Consider the following 20547-nt stretch of genomic DNA (forward strand, 5'->3'; position numbering starts at 1 on the left):
GTCCACGGACCGGGCACCCACCCCTCACGGCCGACCGCTCAGAGCCGGCGGAGCACTGCCACGACCTTGCCGAGGATGGTGGCGTTGTCGCCCGGGATCGGGTCGTACGCCGGGTTGTGCGGCATCAGCCAGATCTTGCCGTCCTCGCGCTTGAGGCGCTTGACGGTGGCCTCGCCGTCGATCATCGCGGCCACGATGTCGCCGTTCTCGGCGACCGGCTGGCGGCGGACGGTCACCCAGTCGCCGTCGCAGATGGCGGCCTCGATCATCGAGTCGCCGCGGACGGTGAGCGCGAAGAGCTCGCCCTCGCCGACCAGCTGACGGGGCAGCGGGAAGACGTCCTCCACGGTCTGCTCGGCGAGGATCGGGCCGCCGGCCGCGATCCGGCCGACCAGCGGCACGTACGAGGTGGACGGGCGGCCCGCGGTCTCGGCGGTGTTGGGGCGGGCGACCTCGCCGCCGCGCACCTCGTACGCGCGCGGGCGGTGCGGGTCGCGCCGCAGGAAGCCCTTGCGCTCCAGCGCCATCAGCTGGTGCGCCACCGAGGAGGTGGAGGAGAGCCCGACGGCCTGGCCGATCTCGCGCATGGAGGGCGGGTAACCCCGGCGCTGGACCGAGTCCCTGATGACCTCGATGACGCGGCGCTGGCGCTCGGTCAGGCCGGCCTCGTCGGTGCGGATACCGGGAGGGCGCCCGGGCATGGCCCGGACGGGGGTGGGTGCGCCGAGCACGGCATCCTGCACGGCAGCGTGCTCGATCGGCTGGCTACGGCTCATGCTGTGGTCCACGCTCTGCTGGTCCGTGGTGCGCGCGGAGCGCTCCTGCACCGGGATGGAGTTGCTCTTCATATCTACGGTGTTCATGGCGGCGGCCCCTCTTGGACAGGCGTCTCTCCCTTGCCCAGCTCAACTGGTGCCCCTATCGAAAGGTTGCGCCAAACACACGTTCGAGTGAATTATTTAACAGTCGGCTGACTCGATCAAGGCTTTGGGTGTACGGCCGTGCTTGGGCATTGAGTCGGGTGTCGATTAAATGTTCGACTTCGGCAGCCACGGGCAGTCTAATTCACCCGATCCCGGGATTTCGATCCCCCGTGCCGTTCTTCGGCGTGGCGGCGGCCCGAGGCCTAGATCTTGTGCCAGTCTCACCGGTCGGGGCCCACAGGTTGTGGTCGAGCTTGCTCCGGACCACCATCCATCGCGTAGAGTGTCCCGGTCCGCTGTCACGCCGCCAGGGAGGGAGTCTCAGGTGCACTGCCCCTTCTGCCGGCATCCTGACAGCCGAGTCGTGGACAGTCGGGCCAGCGACGACGGCAGCTCGATCCGCCGCCGCCGCCAGTGCCCCGACTGCGGCCGCCGTTTCACCACGGTGGAGACCGCGACCCTGATGGTGATCAAGCGCAGCGGCGTCACCGAGCCCTTCTCCCGCGAGAAGGTGATCTCCGGCGTCCGCAAGGCCTGCCAGGGCCGGCCGGTCACCGAGGACGCGCTCGCCCAGCTCGGCCAGCGCGTCGAGGAGTGCGTGCGTGCCTCCGGCAGCGCCGAGCTGTCCACCCATGACGTCGGCCTGGCCATACTGGGCCCGCTCAAGGAGCTGGACGTCGTCGCGTACCTGCGGTTCGCATCCGTGTACCGGGCCTTCGACGGCCTGGAGGACTTCGAGGCTGCCATCGCGGAACTCCGCGCCCAGCAGCCCTTCACCGCGGAGGGCGCCCCCGCCGTGCCCGCCGCCGCGGCCGCTCCCTAGCGGCCCGAGCTCGACCCGGCCGCCCGCGGCCGGCGCGCGCCCTCACCACGGGTGCAGAACACAACACATCGTGCGAAAACGGTCGGCGTCCCCGCCTGCCCGCACACCAGGAGAAGAACCACCGGGCGTCCCGGAAGCATCGGGCCGTCCAGGGCGTTGGCCCAGGAGGAGGAGAAGCAGTGACAGACACGACGAGCGGTTCCGCACGCGGGTCGAAGTCCGGCAAGGCGACCAAGGCGGCCGGCAAGGCCCCCGAGGGCGGCCTGCGGATCTCGCGCATCTACACCACCCCTGGCGTCCACCCCTACGACCAGGTCACCTGGGAGCGCCGCGACGTCGTCATGACCAACTGGCGCGACGGCTCGATCAACTTCGAGCAGCGCGGTGTGGAGTTCCCCGACTTCTGGTCGGTCAACGCGGTGAACATCGTCACCTCGAAGTACTTCCGCGGCGCCGTCGGCACCCCGCAGCGCGAGTGGAGCCTCAAGCAGATCATCGACCGCGTGGTGCTCACCTACCGCGCCGCCGGCGAGAAGCACGGCTACTTCGCCACCCCGGACGACGCCGAGGTCTTCGAGCACGAGCTGAGCCACGCCCTCCTCCACCAGGTGTTCAGCTTCAACTCGCCGGTCTGGTTCAACGTCGGCACCAAGCAGCCCCAGCAGGTCTCCGCCTGCTTCATCCTGGCCGTCGACGACTCCATGGAGTCGATCCTCGACTGGTACAAGGAAGAGGGCATGATCTTCAAGGGCGGCTCCGGCGCCGGCCTGAACCTCTCCCGCATCCGCTCCTCCAAGGAGCTGCTCTCCTCCGGCGGCAACGCCTCCGGCCCGGTCTCCTTCATGCGCGGCGCCGACGCCTCGGCCGGCACCATCAAGTCCGGCGGCGCGACCCGCCGGGCGGCCAAGATGGTCGTGCTGGACGTCGACCACCCGGACGTCGAGGCCTTCATCGAGACCAAGGTGAAGGAGGAGGAGAAGATCCGCGCCCTGCGCGACGCCGGGTTCGACATGGACCTGGGCGGCGACGACATCACCTCCGTCCAGTACCAGAACGCCAACAACTCGGTCCGCGTCTCCGACGAGTTCATGACCGCGGTCGAGAACGGCACCGAGTTCGGCCTGCGCGCCCGGATGACCGGCGAGGTCATCGAGACCGTCGACGCCAAGAAGCTGTTCCGCAAGATGGCCGAGGCCGCCTGGGCCTGCGCCGACCCCGGCATCCAGTACGACTCGACCATCAACCACTGGCACACCTGCCCGGAGTCCGGCCGCATCAACGCGTCCAACCCCTGCTCCGAGTACATGCACCTGGACAACTCCAGCTGCAACCTCGCCTCGCTCAACCTGATGAAGTTCCTGCGCGACGACGACTCGTTCGACGCGGAGACCTTCGCCAAGGTCGTCGAGCTGGTCATCACCGCGATGGACATCTCCATCTGCTTCGCCGACTTCCCGACCGAGAAGATCGGCGAGACCACCCGCGCCTACCGCCAGCTCGGCATCGGCTACGCCAACCTCGGTGCCCTGCTGATGGCGACCGGCCACGCGTACGACTCCGAGGGCGGCCGGGCCCTGGCCGGCGCCATCACCTCGCTGATGACCGGCACCGCCTACCGCCGCGGCGCCGAGCTCGCCGGCGTGGTCGGCCCGTACGACGGCTACGCCCGCAACGCCGCCGCCCACCGCCGGGTCATGCAGCAGCACGCGGACGCCAACGCCGCCGCCGTCGCGGTCGACGACCTCGACGCCCCGGTGTGGGCCGCCGCCACCGAGACCTGGGGCGACGTGATCCGCCTCGGCGCCGCGAACGGCTTCCGCAACGCGCAGGCCTCCGTGCTCGCCCCGACCGGCACCATCGGCCTGATGATGGACTGCGACACCACCGGCGTCGAGCCCGACCTGGCCCTGGTCAAGTTCAAGAAGCTCGTCGGCGGCGGCTCCATGCAGATCGTCAACGGCACGGTGCCGCGCGCCCTGAAGCGCCTCGGCTACCAGGACGAGCAGATCGAGGCGATCGTCGCCCACATCGCCGAGCACGGCAACGTGCTGGACGCGCCCGGCCTGAAGGCCGCCCACTACGAGGTCTTCGACTGCGCGATGGGCGAGCGCTCCATCTCGCCGATGGGCCACGTGCGGATGATGTCGGCGATCCAGCCGTGGATCTCCGGCGCCATCTCCAAGACGGTCAACATGCCGGAGAACGCCACCGTCGAAGAGGTCGAGGAGATCTACTTCCAGGCGTGGAAGCTCGGCGTCAAGGCGCTCGCGATCTACCGCGACAACTGCAAGGTCGGCCAGCCGCTCTCGGCCAAGACCAAGACCCCGGCCGCCGGGGAGAAGGCCGCCGAGGCCCCCGCCGCGGTCGAGAAGGTCGTCGAGTACCGCCCCGTCCGCAAGCGCCTGCCCAAGGGGCGCCCCGGCATCACCACCTCCTTCACGGTCGGCGGCGCCGAGGGCTACATGACGGCCAACTCCTACCCGGACGACGGCCTGGGCGAGGTCTTCCTGAAGATGTCCAAGCAGGGCTCGACCCTCGCGGGCATGATGGACGCCTTCTCCATCGCCGTCTCGGTCGGCCTGCAGTACGGCGTGCCGCTGGAGACCTACGTCTCGAAGTTCACCAACATGCGCTTCGAGCCGGCCGGTCTGACCGACGACCCGGACGTGCGGATGGCGCAGTCGATCGTCGACTACATCTTCCGCCGCCTGGCGCTGGACTTCCTGCCGTTCGAGACCCGTTCGGCGCTCGGCATCCACTCGGTGGAGGAGCGCACCCGGCACCTGGAGACCGGCTCGTACGAGCCCGTCGAGGAGGACGTCGACGTGGAGGGCCTCGCCCAGTCCGCGCCGCTGGCCGCCCCCAGGGCCGCCGAGCCCGCCCCGGCGAAGCCGCAGGCCGCCCCGGCCCAGGCCCACAACTCCACCGAACTGGTGGAGATCCAGCTGGGCCTGAACGCGGACGCGCCGCTCTGCTTCTCCTGCGGCACCAAGATGCGCCGCGCCGGCAGCTGCTACCTCTGCGAGGGCTGCGGCTCGACCAGCGGCTGCAGCTGACACCGGGCGGAACGGGCGCGCCGCACCGCTGAGCGCCCGCCGCCGGGCCCGCTGACGCAACGACGGCAGAGGGGACCACCCACCGGGTGGTCCCCTCTGCCGCGTTCCGGACCCGCCCGGTGGCCGGCCCGGGCCCTGCGACGGCGGCGGGTCAGCGGGTGGCGCCGACGGAGGGCAGCGGCCACTCGCGGTGGTAGCCGGGCAGCGGGAGGTCCTTGGAGAACAGCGGGGTGCCGAGGACGCTGATCCGGGCGAAGACCTTCCCGTCGATGTCCAGGCCGGCGGTGTTCGACCAACTGCCCTCGATGTGCGGGGGCTTGCCGGAGGTGTCGGCGGTGACGGCGCCGGCCACCCGGCTGCTCAGGTACGGCGCGACGGTGGCGCCGACCCCGACGGTGTCGTAGAGGCCGACCGAGGCCTCGGCGCTCAGCCCGGTGCGCAGGGTGGCGTTGCCGGCGAGCCTGGCCCGGACCGGGCCGACCGTGGTGGTTCCCGGGTCGGCCGTGGAGGCCCAGCCCTGGCCGCGGTGATAGTCGGCGTGCACCGCCCAGCGGCCGTCCAGGTCCTGCTCGGTGTCGACGGTGACGGTGCCGTCGGCGCCGACCGTCAGGTAGCAGGTGAGGTCGAGGTTGACGACGACCGGGAAGCCGGCGACGGTCAGCACGGGGCTGGCGCTGAGCTTGGCGATCGGCACCCGCAGCGGGGTGGCGGAGGCGGTGAGTGCGGCGCTGACCTTCCAGTCGGCGTGGGCGCCGAGCGCGAAGCCCACCCGGGCCTGCTCCGGGCCGCCCTTGAGCAGGCGGGTGCCGTCGTAGGAGAAGTCCACGGCGGGGTCGAGCTCGACGTCCGCGGAGAGGTCGGCGGCGGCCCGGCCGGGCAGCGGCACACTGGTGTGCGCGGCGAGGACGAGCCGGGCGGAGGCGCTGCCGGTGCCGCCGCCGGGCCGGGTGGCGAAGGCCACCTTGAGGTCCTTGACCAGCGGCTGGACGCTGATCGCGTGCGGGTCGACCGCGCTGTGCAGTTCGGCGGTGGTGGCGCCGAGGAGTTCGGAGACCTCGGCGGGCCGGGTGGTGACCTCGACCCGGCCGTTGCCGGTCTTCTGCACGCCGGTCACGGCGACCAGGGCGCCGCGCGGCGCGGCCGGGGTCGGCGGGCTGGCGATCAGCCGGCCGGGCCGGACGGCGTCGGGGTCCGGCCCGGCGGTGCCGCCGGTGCCCCCGCCGGGTGCGGTCGGGGTGTCCAGGACGGCCTTTCCGGTGCCCCGGTCGTAGGCGACCAGGCGGACGCCGTGCGAGCCGGCCGGCCGGGCGGCGGGCCGGCCCGAGGCCGCGGGGGACGCGACGGCGGCCGGGGCCTCCGCGGTCGGTGCTGCGGTGTCCGCCGCGGGGCCGGGGGCCGCGTCGACGGCGGTGTCGGCGGTCGGCCGGGCCGCCGCGGCGGGGCCGGGAGCTGCGGAGGAGGAGCAGCCGGTGGCGGCGGCGAGCAGCAGCGGCAGGGCGAGTGCGGGCAGCACTCGGGTGCGTATGCGCATACGGAGGGTTCGCCTTCGAGGTGGTGAGGGCAGGGTGAGGCGGGGCGGGGGTGGCCGCCCGGCGGATTCCTTGGCATGTTACTGACGAGTCATCGGATGGAGCGAAAGTGACGCAGGCTCAACTTCTGGAGGTGGCCGACGTATGAGTTTCGGGTGGCATGCCCGGCGGGTGGCGGATCCCGCTCTGCCGCTGCGGGTGCGGGTGGCGGCGCTGCGGTCCTGCGTGCAGCTGTACCGCCCGTTCGGGTTCCACGGGACGCTGGACCGGCTGGCCGGGGTGGCCGGGCCGTTCCAGCGGGACGAGGCGGCCCTGCTGCGGGCGCTGGCGGCGCTGGAGGCGGATCGGGCCGGATGGCTGGCGGAGCTGGAGGCGTACGCGCGGGCCCGGCGCTCGGGCAAGCGGTGCGGCCGCCGGGTGCCGGCGGAGGGGGAGCGGAACCCGAACGACCGGGCGCGCTGGTCGGTGTGACCGGTGCGGCCCCCGCCGCCCCCGGGCCCGCGGCACCCTCTTCTGTCAACCAAGGTTGACATCTCCGCCGTGTCAACCTATGTTGACATCATGAGCGAGACGAAGCAGCTCGCGGCGGACGCGAGCAGTCGTGATCCCGCGACCGGCCTGCGGGCCGTCCGGGCCCTGCGCGACCTGGCGGACCGGCTGGAGGACCTCCAGGTGGGCAGCGCCCGCGGCCGGGGCTGGTCCTGGCAGGAGATCGCGGCCTGCCTGGGCGTCAGCCGGCAGGCGGTGCACAAGAAGTATGCGAAGAGGCCGTTCGGCGGGAGAGGGGAGCACTGACCATGTTCGAGAGGTTCACGGGCCCGGCGCGACAGGCGGTCACCCGGGCGCAGGGCGAGGCCCGGGCGCTCGGCAGCGACCGGATCGGCGCCGAGCACCTGCTGCTCGCGATCCTGTCCGACCCCGGGGACCCGGTGGCGGTGCTGCTGGCCCGCTCGGGGGTGGACCACGCCGCCGCCCGGGCCGACGTCGGCAGGCGCGCGGCCGGCACGGTCGACGGCCCGGCCCTGGCCGCCATCGGCGTCGATCTGGCCGCCGTCCGCGAGGCGGTGGAGTCGGCGTTCGGCGAGGGCGCGCTGGAGCGCCGCCCGCCCGCCGAGCGGGCCCCGCGCCGGCGGCCGGCCTTCTCGCCCGGGGCGAGGAAGGTGCTGGAACTCGCCCTGCGCGAGGCGATCCGGCTCCACCAGAAGGAGATCGCCACCGGCCACCTGCTGCTGGGCGTGCTGCGCGCCGGCGAGGGGCCGGCCCTGGACGTCCTCGCCGCCCACGGGGTCGACCCCGCGGCCCTGCGCCGGGACGTCGAGGCCGGACTCGGCAGCAGCGGCGGCAGGGCCGCCTAGGTGTACTTGGTCATGAGGTTGGTGACAGGCGGCTGATCGGTGGGTGGCCGCCGTGCGGACCAGGGGTGCGCCGGGTCCCGGGCCTGTCCCGCCCCGCGGTTACCGGGTGGTACGGGCGCGGAGCGTCAGTGCGTGCAACTGACCGTCAACTCGCGCGTTGAGTCGAAAAGCTGAATGGATATGATCTGCTGACCGCGTGTACTGATCAACTGTCCGGTGGGCGCCCGTGGTACGCCCTTGCGTCGCACCCGGCGACGCCCGCCGGCCAGCCGCGCTGTCCGTTCTGCCGCCGACGCCCGCCCGAGGATCAGACAGATGAGAACTCGCACGCGCCCCCTTCGCGCAGCACACCAGGGACGCGACAGCGGCCTCATCGCGTGGACCGCGGCCGGGATCCTGCTCGGCATAGCCGCCGCGGCCACCGCCGTCATCCTCACCCCCGCCGTCCACCGCCCCGCCGTCGCGGGTGTGCTGGGCGGCGCCGTCGTGCTGTGGGGCGCCCTGTCCGCGTACGCCGCCCGATTCGCCGGCCGGGCCCGGCTGGCCGAGCGCGAACTCACCGCCGCCCGGCGCGAACTCGCCGAGACCGCCGCCGGCGCCGACGCCCTCCGGGCCGAGCTGACCGCCGCGCACACCACCGCCGGCGCGCTGCGCGCCGCCCTGGTCACCGCCCAGGCCGAGGCCAGGGAGGGCCGCGCCGACCTGGAGCAGGCCCGCGCCATCGAGCAGAACGCCCGCGCCGAACTGGCCGCCCTGCACGAGGCGCACGCCGCCGCCGTCCGCGACCGCACCGAACTCACCGCGCTGCGCGACCAGGTCCTCCCCGACGTCGTCGAACGGCTGCGCGCCGGGGCCTCGGTGGACTCCGTCCTGGCCCGCCACGACCTGCCCGTCCACCACGGCCTGCTGCGCACCGTCGCCGAGGAGGTCGCCCGCGGCGAGCGCCAGCGCGCCGCCGCCCTCGCGGTCTGCGCGACCGCCGCCGGCCGCGTCCAGGCGCTGGCCACCTCCATGCACGCCGAACTGCGCGAGATGCAGCACCGGCACGGCGAGGACGTCCTCGGAGACCTGCTCACCCTCGACCACTCCACCGCCCAGGTCGGCCGGATGGCCGACTCCATCGCGGTGCTCACCGGCGCCCGTTCCGGCCGCCGCTGGACCAAGCCGATCGGCGTCGAGTCCGTGCTGCGCGGCGCGCTCGGCCGGATCGGCGCCTACCAGCGGGTGCGCCTGCACTCCGCCTCCACCGCCGCGGTGGCCGGCTTCGCGGCCGAGGGCGTCATGCACGTCCTGGCGGAACTGCTCGACAACGCCGCCAACTTCTCCGCCCCGCCGGCCGAGGTGCACGTCTACGTCGAGGAGGCGCACTCCGGCCTGGTGGTCACCGTCGAGGACGGCGGACTCGGCCTCAGCACCAGCTGGCTGCGCCGCGCCGAACAGGCCGTCTCCGCCACCGCGCCGGACCTCACCGCGCTCTCCGCCGGCACCCGCCTGGGACTGGCCGTGGTCGGCTCGCTGGCCCGCAAGCACGGGCTGTCGATCTCCTTCCGGCCGTCCGCCCGCGGCGGCACCGGCGTGGTGGTGCTCATCCCCGCCCAGCTGATCACCCACCCGGCGCCGGCCCTCGCCCGGGCCCTCGCCGAGGAGCGCGCCGCCGCCCCGGCGCCGCGTGCCGAGCGGACCGCCCCGGCCGTCCGTCCCGCCCTGGAGCCGGCCCCGCGCCCGGCCGGCCCCGCCCCCGACTCCCCGACCGACCTCCCGGCCGCCCCGGGCAACGGCCTGCCGCAGCGTCGCCGCGGGCAGACCCTGGCGGCGGCGACCCCGGCAGCCGAGCCCGCCGCGGCCCGGCGGCCGGACCGTGCCGGTGCGGCCCTCACCGCCGCCCGGTTCGGCGCCTTCCGCAAGGCCCTGCAAGGGGCCGAGATCCCCGACGCCTCCCCGAAGGACGATGCCTGATGAGCAGCAGCACCGAACGCGATCTCGACTGGCTGCTGGAGAACCTGCTGACCGCCACCCCCGGTGCGCGGCACGCCCTGGTGCTCTCGGCCGACGGCCTGAAGCTCTGTCACACCTCCGGCCTCGGCACCGACCGGGCCGACCAGTTGGCGGCGATCGCCTCCGGCATGCAGAGCCTCGCGCACGGCGCCTCCATCGAGTTCGGCAACTCGACGGGCGGGGTCCGCCAGTCGATGACCGAGTTCCACGGCGGCATCCTGTGCATCGTGGCGGCCGGCGAGGGCGCCCACCTGGCGGTCGTCACCGATGACGACGCCGACGTCGGCGTCGTCGGGCACAACATGCTCGGGCTGATCGAGCAGATCGGGGTGTTCCTGAGCGCCCCGCCGCGCGAGATCGGGGCCGGGGTGTGACCCCGCCGCTGCCCGGCCGGGACGAGGACCCGGACCGGCTCTACACCGTGACCCGCGGCCGCAGCCGGCCGCCCGAGAACGCCTTCGACCTGGTCACCCTCGTCGTCACCGAGCAGGAGCCGGTGCCCGGCATGCAGTCCGAGCACGCCCGCATCCTGCGGCTGTGCGCGACCCCGACGGCCGTGGTGGAGATCGCGGCCGAACTCGGCCTGCCGGTGAGCATCGTCAAGATCCTGCTGGGCGATCTGCTGGAGGCCGGCCGGATCACCGCCCGCCACCCCCGGTTCGCCCCCACCCGGGCCCGCCTGCCCGACCTCGACACGCTGAAGCAGGTACTGCATGGTCTCCAACAGCTCTGACACCGCCCTGCTGGGGGGCCGGGCCCCGCTGCTCGGCACCGCCGCGAACGGCCTGAAGATCGTCGTGGTCGGCGGCTTCGGCGTCGGCAAGACCACCCTGGTCGGCTCGGTGAGCGAGATCCGCCCGCTCAACACCGAGGAGACGATGACCCGGGCCGGCGAGGACGTCGACGACCTCTCCGGCATCCAGGACAAGCGGTCCACCACCGTCGCCTTCGACTTCGGCCGGATCACCCTCAACGCCGAGAACGTGCTCTACCTGTTCGGCGCGCCCGGCCAGGAGCGCTTCTGGTTCCTGTGGGACCGGCTGTTCAGCGGCGCGCTCGGCGCCGTCGTGCTGGTGGACACCCGCCGGCTGGAGGACTCCTGGTACGCGATCGACCGGCTGGAGCACCACGGCACGCCGTTCGTGGTGGCCCGCAACAACTTCGGGCCGCAGGAGCACACCCTCGCCGAGATCCGGGCCGCCCTCGACCTCGGCGACCACGTCCCGCTGGTCGACTGCGACGCCCGGGACCGCGCTTCGAGCAAGCAGGTCCTGATCGAGCTCGTCCGCCACCTGCAGCACCTGGCGCTGGCAGGGGCCACCAGAGAGGACACCCCGTGACCGAGCCCGCGTCCACGCCGCCGCCCGGCTGCCCGGCCCACGCCGACGCAGCACCGCTGTACGGGCCGCGCTTCCAGACCGACCCCGGCGGCGTCTACCGCGAGCTGCGCGAGCAGCACGGCCCGGTCGCCCCCGTCGAGCTGGCCGGCGGGGTGCCCGCGTGGCTGGTCATCGGCTACCGCGAACTCCAGCTGGTCACCGGGCAGTCCAAGGTCTTCGGCCGCGACTCCACCCGCTGGAACCAGTGGCCGCACATCCCCGCGGACTGGCCGCTCAAGCCGATGATGGCGCCCGTCCCGTCGATCCTCTACGCCGAGGGCGCCGAGCACCAGCGCCGCAGCGACGCCATCACCGACGCCCTCGCCGGCGTCGACCCGTACGAACTGCGCACCTACAGCGAGGAGATCGCCGACCGGCTGATCGACGGCTTCGCCGGGCGGGGCGAGGTCGACCTGGTCGCCGAGTACGCCCACCGGATGCCGCTGCTGGTGCTCTGCCGGATGCTCGGGCTCGGCGAGGACGAGGCCCCGGTGCTGATCAAGGGCCTGGTCGCGATGCTGGACGGCGGCGAGGACGCCCAGGCCGGCGCCCAGCAGCTGCTCACGGTCATGCTCGACCTCGTCCACCGGCGCCGGGAGCGCCCGGCCGCCGACCTCACCTCGCGGCTCCTCGCGCACCCGGCCGGCCTCGACGACGAGGAGGTCATGCGGGACCTGCGGGTGCTGCTGATCGCCGGCCACCAGCCGTGCGCGTACTGGATCGCCAACGCGCTGCGGCTGATGCTCACCGACGAGCGGTTCGCGGCCTCGCTCTCCGGCGGGCGGCGCTCGATCGGGCAGGCGCTCGGCGAGGCGCTCTGGGAGGACACCCCGACCCAGATCTTCGCCGGCCGCTGGGCCACCCGCGACACCCACCTCGGCGGGCAGCGGATCGCCGCGGGCGACATGGTGCTGCTCGGCTTCGCCGGCGCCAACGCCGACCCGACCGTGCGCCAGGAGTCCGGCCGCCCGGCCGAGGGCAACCGCGCCTACCTGAGCTTCTCCGCCGGCGACCACGGCTGCCCCTTCCCGGCCCGGGAGGCCGCCGAGGTGATCGCCACCACGGCGATCGAGGTCCTGCTGGACCGGCTGCCGGACCTGCGGCTGGCGGTGTCCGAGAGCGCCCTGGTGTGGCGGCCCTCGGCATGGGTCCGGGCCCTGGTGGCGCTGCCGGTGGCATTCACTCCCGGCTATGTGGCCGAGTGACCAGTCCGAGGGAAGGGGCCGCGGGATGACCGAGCCGATCGTGATGGACCCGCTGGCGCGCGACAACGCCGCGGAGGGCGCGCTGCTGCGCGCCGCCGGGCCGGTGGTGCCCGTCGAACTGCTCGGTGTGCGCGGCTGGGCGGTCACCCACCACGCGGAGGCCCGGCAGCTGCTCACCGACCCCCGGCTGGTGAAGGACGCCGCGCACTGGGCGGCCCACCGGCGGGGCGAGGTGCCCGCCGGCTGGCCGCTGATCGGCCTGGCCGTCCCGGGCCCGTCGATGGTGACCACCGACGGCGCCGAGCACCGGCGGCTGCGCGCGATCGTGGCGCAGGCGTTCACCCCGCGCCGGGTCGAACTGATGCGGCCGAAGGTCGAGCAGGTCACCGCGGAGCTGCTCGACGCACTGGCGGCGGCCGGGCCGGTGGTGGACCTCAAAACCGCGTTCGCCTTCCCGTTGCCGATGTCCGTGATCGGCTGGCTGCTCGGCGTCCCCGAGCACGACCACGCCTACATCCGGGAGCTGTACGAGCGCTTCTTCTCCAGCACCACGAAGCCCGCCGACGTGCCGGCCACCATCGCCGCGCTGAACGCCTTCGTGGCCGACCTGGTGGCCCGCCGCCGGGCCGAGCCGGGCGACGACCTGATCAGCGCCCTGCTGGCGGCCGACGTGGAGGGCGGCGCGCTCACCGACGCGGAGGCCGCCGCCACCCTGCGCGTGATCATCGCGGCCGGCCACGAGACCACGGTCAACCTGATCACCAACGCCGTGCGGGCACTGCTCACCCACCCCGACCAGCTGGCGCTGGCCCGCTCCGGAGCGGTGGAGTGGCCGGCGGTGGTCGAGGAGTCGCTCCGCTGGACGCCGCCGACCAGCAACTTCCTGTTCCGGTTCGCCACCGAGGACGTGAAGTGCGGGGGAGCGGTGATCCCGGCCGGCGACCCCGTGCTGATCTCCTACAACGCGATCGGCCGGGACCCGCTGCAGCACGGCGTGACCGCCGAGCTCTTCGACATCACCCGGGAGCCGACCCGGCACCTGTCGTTCGGCCACGGGCCGCACGTCTGCCCGGGCTCGCCGCTGGCCCGGCTGGAGGCGGCGGTGGCGCTGCCCGCGCTGTTCGAACGCTTCCCCCGCCTGGCGCTGGCGGTGCCCGAGGCCGAGCTGCGGCCCAACCCGACGGCCGTGGTCAACAGCCTTCGCGAACTGCCCGTCCGGCTCTGACCCGCGCGGAGGGGGCCGGGTCCGCCCGGCCCCCTCCAGCACAGCCGTATTACGGCCGGGACACCGGCCGATGAAGGTCGAACGCGGATCTTGGCGTGGGGTAACCGGTGAGTTAACGTCGTCAAGCCAGCGTCTGCTGGGTGAAGCTCGATCCACCGGTTCAGCGCAGTGTCGTTCTGTCGTACCGCCGGCATCCTGCATGCCCCGCCGAGGAGGACCGCCTTGACCCCCACCCCGATCGCCTGCGAGGCCCGCCGATGACCACACTGCTCCGGCGGCGGCTGCTGGCCGTACCCGCCGTGCTCGGCCTGGCTCTCGCCGCTGCGTGTTCGAACAGCTCGTCCTCCTCCGGCGGCGGCGCCTCGGCCGCCGCGACGCTGACCGGCGACTGCGCCAAGTACCAGCCGTACGCGGGCCACGCCGGGACCAAGGTGACGATGTTCGCGTCGATCCTGAGCCCCGAGTCGGACTCCCTGGAGAAGTCCTGGGCGGAGTTCAGTTCTTGTACGGGGATCAAGATCTCGTACGAGGGTTCCAACGACTTCGAGTCACAGCTCCCCGTCCGGGTGAGCGGCGGCAACGCCCCCGACTTCGCGATCATCCCGCAGCCGGGCCTGCTCGCCCAGATGGTGAAGACCGGCAAGGTCGTGAAGCCGCCGGCGGGCACCGTCGCCAACGAGGACAAGTGGAGCCCGGTCTGGAAGACCTACGGCTCGGTCAACGGCACCTTCTACGCGGCGCCGATGAGCGCCAACATGAAGTCGCTGGTCTGGTACTCCCCGAAGACCTTCAAGCAGGCCGGCTACGAGGTCCCCAAGACCTGGGCCGACATGATGACCCTCAGCACCAAGATCGCCACCTCGGGCTCCACCAAGCCGTGGTGCGGCGGCATCGGCTCCGGCACCGCGACCGGCTGGCCGGCCACCGACTGGGTCGAGGAGGTCGTCCTCGGCAGCTACGGCGGCGACGTCTACGACCAGTGGGTCAACCACCAGGTCAAGTTCAGCGACCCGAAGATCACCGGCGCGATGAAGACGGTCGCCGACTGGATGCAGAACCCGGCCTTCGTCAACGGCGGCATCGGCGACGTGAAGTCGATCGCCACCACGACCTTCCAGGACGCCGGCGCACCGATCCTCTCCGGCAAGTGCGCCATGCTCCAGCAGGCCTCCTTCTACCGCGCGCAGTGGCCCAAGGGCACCAAGATCGGCCCGGACGGCGACGTCTTCGCCTTCCACCTCCCCGCGGTGAACCCGCAGGTCACCAACCCGGTCGAGGGCGGCGGCGAGTTCCTGGCCGCGTTCTCCTCGCGGCCCGAGGTGCAGGCCGTGCAGAACTACCTGTCCAGCAGCGACTGGGCGAGCAGCCGGGTGAAGGTCTCCTCCGGCTGGGTCTCCGCCAACCAGGGCGTGGACAAGAGCCTGTACACCGACCCGATCGACAAGCTCTCCGCCGAGGCGCTGACCGACCCGGCCGCCACGTTCCGGTTCGACGGCTCCGACCTGATGCCCGCCGCCGTGGGTGCCGGCCAGGAGTGGAAGTCGTTCACCGCCTGGTTCGCCGAGGGACAGTCCATCCAGAAGGTGGCGGCTGACATCGACGCGGCCTGGCCGCAGTAACGACAGCCGCCGCGGGCAGCGCGGGTCCCACCCGCCCGCGCTGCCCCCTCCTGTGTCCGAGGAAGGACCCTCCGTATGCCCACGGCCCAGGTCGCGGCCGTCCAGCTCGCCGACTCGGCCTGGACGGACGCATCGATCAAGTTCGGCAACAGCCTCGGCGCCGTCGCCGGGTTCCTCGGCATCCTGCTCCTGGTCTTCTTCGCGGCCGGCCGGGCCGGCGGCCGGTTCACCCGGCCGCTGGCGATCGGCGTGATGCTCGGCCCCGCGGCCCTGCTGCTCGTGGTCGGCCTGGTCGTCCCGCTGGTCCGCACCGTCTACCTGAGCTTCTCCAACGACGACTCGACCCGCTCGGTGGGCGGCGCGAACTACGGTTGGGCGCTGACCACCGACTCCATCCACCAGGTGCTGCTCACCACCCTGCTGTGGCTGGTGGTGGCGCCGCTGGCGGCGACCGGCCTCGGTCTGGTGCTCGCCCTGCTGGTCGACCGGATGCGCGGCCAGGCGGTCTACAAGTCGCTGCTGTTCATGCCGATGGCGATCTCCCTGGTCGGCGCGTCGATCATCTGGAAGTTCGTCTACGACGCCCGAGACCCCTCCCAGCCGCAGATCGGCCTGCTCAGCCAGGTCGCGATCAGCCTGGGCTGGCACCACCCGCCGAACTGGATCCTCTCCCACCCGCTCAACAACTTCCTGCTGATGGTGGTCATGGTCTGGGTGCAGACCGGTTTCGCGATGGTCGTGCTGTCGGCGGCGATCAAGGCGATCCCGGACGAGATCACCGAGGCCGCCCGGCTGGACGGCGCCCGGGGCCTGCAGCTCTTCCGGCACGTCACGGTGCCGATGATCCGCACCACCCTGGTGGTGGTGCTCACCACCGTCATGATCACCACCCTGAAGGCCTTCGACATCGTCCGCACCATGACCGGCGGCAACTTCGGCACCCAGGTGCTGGCCAACGAGATGTACTCGCAGTCCTTCGTGCAGTTCAACGTCGGACGCGGCAGCGCGCTCGCGGTGATCCTCTTCCTGGCGGTGACCCCGCTGGTGATCTACAACATCGTCCAGCTGCGCAAGGAGCGTGAGCACCGATGAGCGAGCAGCAGCTGTCCCCGACGGCCGTCGACGACGGCGCGGCGCCCGCGGCGCCGGCCCCCGTCCCCGCGGTGAAGGCCGCCCGCCGGGCGTTCAGCAGCCCGATCTCCTCGCTGCTGATGATCGTGGTCACCGTGCTCTGGACGATCCCCACGCTCGGCCTGCTGGTCACCTCGCTGCGGCCCAAGCAGGACGTCGCCAGCACCGGCTGGTGGGAGTTCTTCACGCACCCCTCGGCCACCCTGGACAACTACCACACGGTGCTGTTCGAGGGCGGGTTCGGCGTCAGCGGCGGGCTCATGCCCTACCTGGTGAACTCGCTGGCCATCAGCGTGCCCGCGACGGTCTTCCCGCTGGTACTGGCGGCCATGGCGGCGTACGCGCTGGCCTGGGTGAAGTTCCGGGGCAGCGACGTGATCTTCTTCGTGATCTTCGCGCTGCAGGTCGTACCGCTGCAGATGGCGCTGATCCCGCTGCTCCAGCTCTTCTCCGGCGGGGCGCACATCGGCTCGGTCACCATCGTCCCCGGCCTCGACCTGAGCGGCACCTACGCGCCGGTCTGGCTGGCGCACACCATGTTCGCCCTGCCGCTGGCGGTCTTCCTGCTGCACAACTTCATCTCCCAGCTGCCCCGGGACCTGATGGAGGCGGCGGTCGTCGACGGCGCCTCGCACTTCAAGATCTTCCGTTCGATCGTGCTGCCGCTCTGTGCGCCGGCCCTGGCCTCGTTCGCGATCTTCCAGTTCCTGTGGGTCTGGAACGACCTCCTGGTGGCGCTCACCTTCGCCGGCGGCACGCCCGAGGTGGCGCCGATGACCGTCCGCCTCGCCCAGCTGAGCGGCTCCTTCGGCGGCCGGTGGGAGCTGCTGACGGCGGGCGCCTTCCTGTCGCTGATCGTGCCGCTGATCGTCTTCTTCTCGCTCCAGCGCTACTTCGTCCGCGGCCTGTTGGCGGGCTCGGTCAAGGGCTGAGCCGCCCGGTCCGTACCCCGGGCCGGGGCCCGTGCACGATTCCGTCACGGGCGCCCGGGAATGTGTGGATTTCGAGGACGCGACCCCCCTGCACCCGGTACACCGGTTACCGGCACATCTGCCGCAAACGGGTTGACCGGGGATCTGGGGGCTGGCGTGAGGTTCAGAAGACGGCTGGCGGGGCTGCTGGCCGCCGTGTTGGCAGGGGCCGTGCTGGCCGCCGTACCCGCCGGGGCGGCGACCACCGCGACCCTCGGCACGGTGACGGTCGGGTCGGCCACCGACGCGGGCGACTCCAACTACATCAACACCACCCGGTACGTGACCGGCTCCTCCGGAGGCACCGTCTCCAGCATCAGCGTGCACGTCGGCACGGTCGCGGCGGCCCCCAACAACCAGTACCAGGTGGCGGTCTACGCGGACGCCTCCGGCAAGCCGGGCGCCCTCGTCGCCTCCAGCTCCTCCGGCACGCTCACCGCCAACGCCTGGAACACCCTGCCGCTGACCGCCGCCCTCAGCGCCAACACCGCGTACTGGCTGGCCTACAACACCAACGGCAACAGCAGTGCGGTCAACAACCTCCACTACAACAGCGGGGGCACCAGCGGGTACGGCACCGGCGGCCGGGCCTTCGGCAGCTGGCCGAGCAGCTTCGGCGCGCTCAGCTCGGAGAACGTCACGTTCTCCATCTACGCCACGTACACCCCCGACGGCGGCGGCACCACCCCGCCCGGCGCGGGCCCCGGCAACGAGGGCCCGATCCTGCTGATCAGCAGCGCGGCCAACCCGTACACCGCGTACTACACCGAGATCCTCAAGGCCGAGGGCCTCAACTACTACAAGATCAGCGACCTCTCCTCGGTCACCGCGGCGACGCTGGCCTCCTACGACGTGGTGCTGCTCGGCGAGACGCCGCTCACCGCCGCCCAGGCGGACATGCTCGGCACCTGGACCAACGGCGGCGGCCGGCTGATCGCGATGCGCCCGGACAAGCAGCTCGCCGGGCTGCTCGGGCTCACCGCCACAACCGGGACGCTCGCCGACTCCTACCTGCGGATCGACACCTCCGCCGCGCCCGGCTCCGGGCTCACCGCCGACACCATGGGCTTCCACGGCACCGCGGACCAGTACACCCTGAACGGCGCGACCGCCGTCGCCACCCTCTACAGCGACGCCTCCACCGCCACCGCCAACCCCGCCGTCACGCTGCGCAGCGCCGGCAGCGGCCAGGCCGCCGCGTTCACCTACGACCTCGCCAAGTCGGTCGTCCAGACCCGGCAGGGCAACATCGCCTGGGCCGGGCAGCAGCGCGACTCCACCGACGGCTACGAGGCCAGCGAGATGTTCTTCGGCACCAACGGGCAGCCGAACTGGAACGACCTCGACAAGGCGCAGATCCCGATCGCGGACGAGCAGCAGCGCCTGCTCGCCAACCTGATCACCCTGATGGACTCGGCGAAGAAGCCGCTGCCGCGCTTCTGGTACTACCCCAGGGACGCCAAGGCCGTGGTGATCATGACCGGTGACGACCACGGCATCGGCGGCACCACGGGCCGCTGGGACGGCTACATCGCCCAGTCCCCGGCCGGCTGCAACGTCGCCAACTGGGAGTGCGTGCGCGGCTCCTCGTACATCTACACCGACGACCCGATGACCCCGGCGCAGGCGCAGGCCTACACCGACGAGGGCTTCGAGGTCGGCGTGCACGTCACCACCAACTGCAAGCCGTGGGGCACCACGGCCGCCCTCCAGGGCTTCTACAGCGACCAGTTGACGGCCTGGAAGGCCAAGTACGGCTCGCTGCCGAACCCGTCGAGCAGCCGCACCCACTGCGTCGAGTGGGACGACTGGGCGACCCAGGCCAAGACCAAGCTGGCCAACGGGATCCGGCTCGACATGGACTACTACTACTATCCGGCGAGCTTCGTCCAGGACCGGCCCGGCTTCTTCAACGGCACCGGCACCATCATGAAGTTCGCCGACACCGACGGCAGCGTCATCGACGAGTACCAGGCCACCACCCAGCTCACCGACGAGTCGGGCCAGTCCTACCCGGCGAGCATCAACACCCTGCTCGACAACGCGGTCGGCACCAAGGGCTACTACGCGGCGATCGGCGCGAACATCCACACCGACTTCGCCGCCTCCGCCGCCTCGGACGCCGTGATCGCCGCCGCCAAGGCCCGGGGCGTCCCGGTCGTCTCCGGCCGGCAGATGCTCACCTGGCTGGACGGGCGCAACGGCTCGGCCTTCTCCAAGATGGCCTGGACCGGCAGCACCCTGACCTTCGACATCACCGGCGGCGCCAACGGGCTGCGGGCGATGGTGCCGGTCAACGCGGCCTCCGGCACGGTCACCGGGATCTCCCGGGCCGGCCAGTCGCTGCCCTACCGGATCGAGACCGTCAAGGGCGTCGCGTACGCCTTCTTCGACGGCACCGCCGGCTCCTACACGGTGACCTACGGCCAGGACACCACCGCGCCGACGGTCACCGGGACGACCCCGACCGCCGGGGCCACCGGGGTGGCCGCCACCACGCCGGTGCGGTTCGCCTTCAGCGAGCCGCTCGACGCGGCGACCGTCACCGCCTCCGCCGTCACGCTGCGCACCACGGCCGGCGGCACCGCGGTGCCCGGCACCGTCTCGTACGACGCGGCCACCAGCAGTGCGGTGTTCACGCCGAGCGCGGCGCTCGCCCTGACCACCGGGTACACGGCGACCGTGCAGGGGGTGAAGGACGTCTCCGGCAACGCGCTGGCATCGCCGGTGTCGGTCGCCTTCACCACGGCCGGGCCGCCGCCGAAGACCATCGGCTCCACCGCGGTCGGCACGCTGATCGACGACACCGACTCCAACCACCTGAACGGCTCGAAGGTGACCACCGGGTCGGCCGCCGTCCCGCTGACCTCGCTCAGCGTGCACGTCGGGCAGATCAGCGCGGCGCCCAACAACCAGTACCAGTTGGCCGTCTACACCGACAACGCCGGCTCGCCCGGCACCCTGGTGGCCTCCACCGGGTCGGGCACGCTGACCGCCAACGCCTGGAACTCGCTGCCGGTGAACCTCACGCTGGCGGCCTCCACCACCTACTGGTTCGTCTTCAACAGCAACGGCACCAGCTCCACCGTCAACAACATGAACTACACCTCGGGCCCTGCCGGTTCGGGTGCCTACAGCAGCGCGGTGGTGCCGTTCGGCACTTGGCCGAGCAGCTTCGGGACGGCGGTGAAGGACAGCCTGATCTACTCGCTCTACGGCTCGTACTGACGCCGTACCGCCCGCGGGGGGGGGGGTGGGTGATACGCGGGGGCGCGAGACCCCCCGCGCGCGGTTTTATGGTGTTGATTTTTGAGGTGAGCCCCGAGTTGGGGGCTA

At 72.3% G+C, this 20547-nt stretch carries 17 protein-coding genes; 15 read left to right on the forward strand and 2 right to left on the reverse strand.

What is annotated here, in order from left to right; genetic code table 11:
- Positions 1–38 precede the first annotated feature (38 nt).
- Positions 39–701: a transcriptional repressor LexA gene (gene lexA / locus ACFV0G_RS09265; protein ID WP_198524292.1), complete on the reverse strand. Its 663-nt coding sequence runs from the start codon at positions 699–701 to the stop codon at positions 39–41.
- A 547-nt stretch (positions 702–1248) separates the two neighbouring features.
- On the opposite strand from lexA, the gene nrdR reads away from it, so the two are divergent.
- A complete protein-coding gene (gene nrdR / locus ACFV0G_RS09270) occupies positions 1249–1746 on the forward strand; it encodes a transcriptional regulator NrdR (protein WP_380544165.1) in 498 nt (165 codons plus the stop codon).
- A gap of 179 nt (positions 1747–1925) precedes the next feature.
- The gene (locus tag ACFV0G_RS09275; RefSeq protein WP_380544168.1) at positions 1926–4802 is read left to right on the forward strand and encodes a vitamin B12-dependent ribonucleotide reductase; all 2877 of its coding nucleotides are present in this window, start codon (positions 1926–1928) and stop codon (positions 4800–4802) included.
- Between the two features lie 151 nt (positions 4803–4953).
- Here the strand turns inward: ACFV0G_RS09275 and ACFV0G_RS09280 are convergent, their stop codons facing one another.
- Positions 4954–6333, reverse strand: coding sequence for a hypothetical protein (locus tag ACFV0G_RS09280; RefSeq protein ID WP_380544171.1), 1380 nt, complete (start codon positions 6331–6333; stop codon positions 4954–4956).
- A gap of 169 nt (positions 6334–6502) precedes the next feature.
- Between ACFV0G_RS09280 and ACFV0G_RS09285 the strand changes: the two genes are divergently transcribed.
- The 13 genes from ACFV0G_RS09285 to ACFV0G_RS09345 all read left to right on the forward strand — a co-directional run bounded on the left by ACFV0G_RS09285 (position 6503) and on the right by ACFV0G_RS09345 (position 20439).
- The gene (locus tag ACFV0G_RS09285; protein ID WP_380544174.1) at positions 6503–6802 is read left to right on the forward strand and encodes a hypothetical protein; all 300 of its coding nucleotides are present in this window, start codon (positions 6503–6505) and stop codon (positions 6800–6802) included.
- Positions 6803–6892: 90 nt separating this feature from the next.
- A complete protein-coding gene (locus ACFV0G_RS09290) occupies positions 6893–7126 on the forward strand; it encodes an RNA polymerase subunit sigma-70 (protein ID WP_380544177.1) in 234 nt (77 codons plus the stop codon).
- Between the two features lie 2 nt (positions 7127–7128).
- Positions 7129–7686, forward strand: a complete 558-nt coding sequence (locus ACFV0G_RS09295) for a Clp protease N-terminal domain-containing protein (protein WP_380544180.1) — start codon at positions 7129–7131, stop codon at positions 7684–7686.
- A 315-nt stretch (positions 7687–8001) separates the two neighbouring features.
- Entirely contained in the window at positions 8002–9642 is a 1641-nt protein-coding gene (locus tag ACFV0G_RS09300; RefSeq protein ID WP_380544184.1) for an ATP-binding protein, read from the forward strand.
- A complete protein-coding gene (locus ACFV0G_RS09305) occupies positions 9642–10055 on the forward strand; it encodes a roadblock/LC7 domain-containing protein (RefSeq protein WP_380544187.1) in 414 nt (137 codons plus the stop codon). The genes ACFV0G_RS09300 and ACFV0G_RS09305 overlap by 1 nt, the downstream gene beginning before the upstream one ends.
- Positions 10052–10414: a DUF742 domain-containing protein gene (locus tag ACFV0G_RS09310; protein WP_380544190.1), complete on the forward strand. Its 363-nt coding sequence runs from the start codon at positions 10052–10054 to the stop codon at positions 10412–10414. Before ACFV0G_RS09305 ends, ACFV0G_RS09310 begins: the two co-directional genes overlap by 4 nt.
- Complete coding sequence (locus ACFV0G_RS09315) at positions 10395–11021, forward strand: ATP/GTP-binding protein (protein WP_380544193.1); 627 nt, start codon at positions 10395–10397, stop codon at positions 11019–11021. The genes ACFV0G_RS09310 and ACFV0G_RS09315 overlap by 20 nt, the downstream gene beginning before the upstream one ends.
- Positions 11018–12265 carry a cytochrome P450 gene (locus tag ACFV0G_RS09320; protein ID WP_380544196.1) on the forward strand — a complete coding sequence of 416 codons (1248 nt, stop codon included), beginning with the start codon at positions 11018–11020 and terminating at the stop codon, positions 12263–12265. Before ACFV0G_RS09315 ends, ACFV0G_RS09320 begins: the two co-directional genes overlap by 4 nt.
- Before the next feature lie 25 nt (positions 12266–12290).
- Positions 12291–13490 (forward strand): cytochrome P450, encoded by a 1200-nt coding sequence (locus ACFV0G_RS09325; protein ID WP_380544199.1) that lies wholly within the window; start codon positions 12291–12293, stop codon positions 13488–13490.
- Between the two features lie 257 nt (positions 13491–13747).
- Positions 13748–15109, forward strand: a complete 1362-nt coding sequence (locus ACFV0G_RS09330) for an ABC transporter substrate-binding protein (RefSeq protein WP_380544202.1) — start codon at positions 13748–13750, stop codon at positions 15107–15109.
- Positions 15110–15184: 75 nt separating this feature from the next.
- Positions 15185–16201 carry a carbohydrate ABC transporter permease gene (locus tag ACFV0G_RS09335; RefSeq protein WP_380544205.1) on the forward strand — a complete coding sequence of 339 codons (1017 nt, stop codon included), beginning with the start codon at positions 15185–15187 and terminating at the stop codon, positions 16199–16201.
- Positions 16198–17172, forward strand: coding sequence for a carbohydrate ABC transporter permease (locus ACFV0G_RS09340; protein WP_380544208.1), 975 nt, complete (start codon positions 16198–16200; stop codon positions 17170–17172). Before ACFV0G_RS09335 ends, ACFV0G_RS09340 begins: the two co-directional genes overlap by 4 nt.
- 156 nt (positions 17173–17328) lie before the next feature.
- Positions 17329–20439, forward strand: a complete 3111-nt coding sequence (locus ACFV0G_RS09345) for an Ig-like domain-containing protein (protein WP_380544211.1) — start codon at positions 17329–17331, stop codon at positions 20437–20439.
- The last annotated feature ends 108 nt before the right edge of the window (positions 20440–20547 follow it).

It is taken from the genome of Kitasatospora sp. NPDC059571 (assembly GCF_042735675.1).
GTDB lineage: Bacteria > Actinomycetota > Actinomycetes > Streptomycetales > Streptomycetaceae > Kitasatospora.

Coding starts and splice junctions, on each gene's coding strand:
- ACFV0G_RS09295 (WP_380544180.1), top strand. CDS start 7,129: ATGTTCGAGAGGTTCACGGGCCCGGCGCGACAGGCGGTCACCCGGGCG.
- ACFV0G_RS09325 (WP_380544199.1), top strand. CDS start 12,291: ATGACCGAGCCGATCGTGATGGACCCGCTGGCGCGCGACAACGCCGCG.
- lexA (WP_198524292.1), bottom strand. CDS start 701: ATGCCCGGGCGCCCTCCCGGTATCCGCACCGACGAGGCCGGCCTGACC.
- ACFV0G_RS09330 (WP_380544202.1), top strand. CDS start 13,748: ATGACCACACTGCTCCGGCGGCGGCTGCTGGCCGTACCCGCCGTGCTC.
- ACFV0G_RS09340 (WP_380544208.1), top strand. CDS start 16,198: ATGAGCGAGCAGCAGCTGTCCCCGACGGCCGTCGACGACGGCGCGGCG.
- ACFV0G_RS09300 (WP_380544184.1), top strand. CDS start 8,002: ATGAGAACTCGCACGCGCCCCCTTCGCGCAGCACACCAGGGACGCGAC.
- ACFV0G_RS09315 (WP_380544193.1), top strand. CDS start 10,395: ATGGTCTCCAACAGCTCTGACACCGCCCTGCTGGGGGGCCGGGCCCCG.
- ACFV0G_RS09305 (WP_380544187.1), top strand. CDS start 9,642: ATGAGCAGCAGCACCGAACGCGATCTCGACTGGCTGCTGGAGAACCTG.
- ACFV0G_RS09280 (WP_380544171.1), bottom strand. CDS start 6,333: ATGCGCATACGCACCCGAGTGCTGCCCGCACTCGCCCTGCCGCTGCTG.
- ACFV0G_RS09335 (WP_380544205.1), top strand. CDS start 15,185: ATGCCCACGGCCCAGGTCGCGGCCGTCCAGCTCGCCGACTCGGCCTGG.
- ACFV0G_RS09290 (WP_380544177.1), top strand. CDS start 6,893: ATGAGCGAGACGAAGCAGCTCGCGGCGGACGCGAGCAGTCGTGATCCC.